The 2,369-nt window shown below is 28.0% G+C and carries 1 protein-coding gene; it reads left to right on the top strand.

Annotated features, from left to right (window positions below):
* The first annotated feature begins 789 nt into the window (after positions 1-789).
* Positions 790-2,043 (top strand): transposase, encoded by a 1,254-nt coding sequence (locus VJ881_09755; GenBank protein ID HKL76337.1) that lies wholly within the window; start codon positions 790-792, stop codon positions 2,041-2,043.
* Positions 2,044-2,369 lie beyond the last annotated feature (326 nt).

The following is a 2,369-nucleotide window of genomic DNA, read 5'->3' as shown; positions in this document are numbered from 1 at the left end:
ATCATTTTGCAGATATTATAGTCGTTGATTATTATACTGTAAAACAACTTGGATAAAAGAAGTACTCTCTTTAGGTATGAATGCAGTAGTAAGGGTCAAAGATGAAAGACTTCATATTGTAAAAGATGCGTTAGCACTTTTTAAATGCCGTGAGGCAGATAAAGAATTGATATAAAAAACAATGCATTTTATCAATTGAAAATAAAGTGGCATTTAGATCATTGCTTTCTTCATAGCCCTACGGGCGTAGAAACAGTGTTAATGTTTATAATAATAGCATTTAATTTGATGCAATTATATTTTTTTAGGTGTATAAGGGGATTTAGAAAAAAGAAAATGCTTCAAATAAATATTATTGAAGATATAAGAGATGAAAGATTTATTATAGAAAATGATTGGAATAATCCAATATTTTCAAATACATAACTTAAAACAAAACTGGAAATTAATTAGTTGGATTTCTTGGGGAGGGGGAAAGTATATCTATTTTTAAAGAATAAAGCTATGTTACAATACCAGTTTTGTAAGCGGATACAACAGAATACAATTTTAGGAAATGAAATTTTTTACTGGAAATTTGATGCTAAATCTCTGTAATTTTGACAGAAGTTTCGCATCTAAAAAATTTTAGTGGGCGGAAGCCCTTAGATTTATAAGGTTAAATTAAGATAAGTTAGAAATTAATAAATTCCGTTTTTTGCTGGAAATTATATGTAAAAAACTTGCAAAATAAAAGCATCCTTTTTATAATAGTTTTGCTACGAAACCAAAAAAAAGGATGCTGATAGAATGAGCAAAAGTTATTTAAAACAATTACTCACCTATATTAATAAGGTATATGATATTGGTGAAAAAATCAATACCCTAAATGATAAAAGAACAAAATCTACAATAGAAATTTCAACAATCACTTTTACAGTATTATTTGGATTTATGCTTCAAATAAGAAGTTTTAACAGATTAAAACATTGGCTTAAAAAAGGTAAATTTAAAAAAGTATTACCTAAAAAAACTAAGATGCCACAAATTGATACTGTTAGGCGATGTTTGAGTGATTTTGACCTGAATGGATTGAGAGATATTAATAGTCATATAGTGAAAACTGCTATAAAAAATAAAGTATTTAGAAAAGGTACGATAGATGGTTTAAAGGTAGCAGCTATAGATGGTGTAGAATTATTTGAAAGCACTAAAAAGAGTTGTAATAAATGTCTTTCTAGAGAACATAAAGATGGCACTACCCATTATTTTCATAGGTCAGTAGTGTGTTCAACTGTAGGTTCTGATCCACATATTATTTTAGGTCAAGAAATGCTTGAGCCTAAAAACGATAGTTCAAATAAAGATGAAGGTGAAACCACAGGTGCCAAACGACTAATTAGAAAACTATATAAAAAATATCATCATTTTGCAGATATTATAGTCGCTGATGCATTATACTGTAAAACAACTTGGATAAAAGAAGTACTCTCTTTAGGTATGAATGCAGTAGTAAGGGTCAAAGATGAAAGACTTCATATTGTAAAAGATGCGTTAGCACTTTTTAAATGCCGTGAGGCAGATAAAGAGTGGATTATAAAGAAAAAAGGCAATAAGTATAGAAAAATTAAATCCTGGGATGAAGATGGTTTTGAAATGTCTAATTCAGATATAAAGGTAAGATTCATAAAGTTTGCAGAAGAAATTCATAATGGAGATAAAATAGAAATCAAAGAAGGATGGATCATAACTACAGATAAAATCACATCAGTAGAAACATTATGGAAGGTAATGCATAAAAGATGGGATATAGAAAACAATGCATTTCATCAATTGAAAACAGAGTGGCATTTAGATCATTGCTTTCTTCATAGCCCTACGGGCGTAGAAACAGTGTTAATGTTTATAATAATAGCATTTAATTTGATGCAATTATATTTTTTTAGGTGTATAAGGGGATTTAGAAAGAAGAAAATGCTTCAAATAAATATTATTGAAGATATAAGAGATGAAAGATTTATTATAGAAAATGATTGGAAAAATCCAATATTTGCAAATACATAACTTAAAACAAAACTGGAAATTAATTAGTTAGATTTCTTGGGGAGGGGGAAAGTATAACTATTTTTAAAGAACAAAGCTATGTCACAATACCAGTTTTGTAAGCTGATACAAAAGAATACAATTTTAGGAAATGAAAATTTTTACTGGAAATTTGATGCTAAATCTCTGATTTACAAGGAGGTAATATGAAAGATATATATATAATTAATCTTTGGGTATGTAATGATTGTTACGTGTGAATTTTTTCAAAAAATAATCACATACTAATCTAGAAAATTCATCGAAGGGGAGATTCAATAAAAAATTCTATGTTTTGTTATCAATGT

The organism is Halanaerobiales bacterium (assembly GCA_035270125.1).
GTDB lineage: Bacteria > Bacillota > Halanaerobiia > Halanaerobiales > DATFIM01 > DATFIM01.
This window is presented reverse-complemented; position numbering and strand designations above follow the sequence as displayed.

Excerpts from the sequence above, each read along its gene's own strand:
- VJ881_09755 (HKL76337.1), top strand. The coding sequence starts at position 790 with ATGAGCAAAAGTTATTTAAAACAATTACTCACCTATATTAATAAGGTA.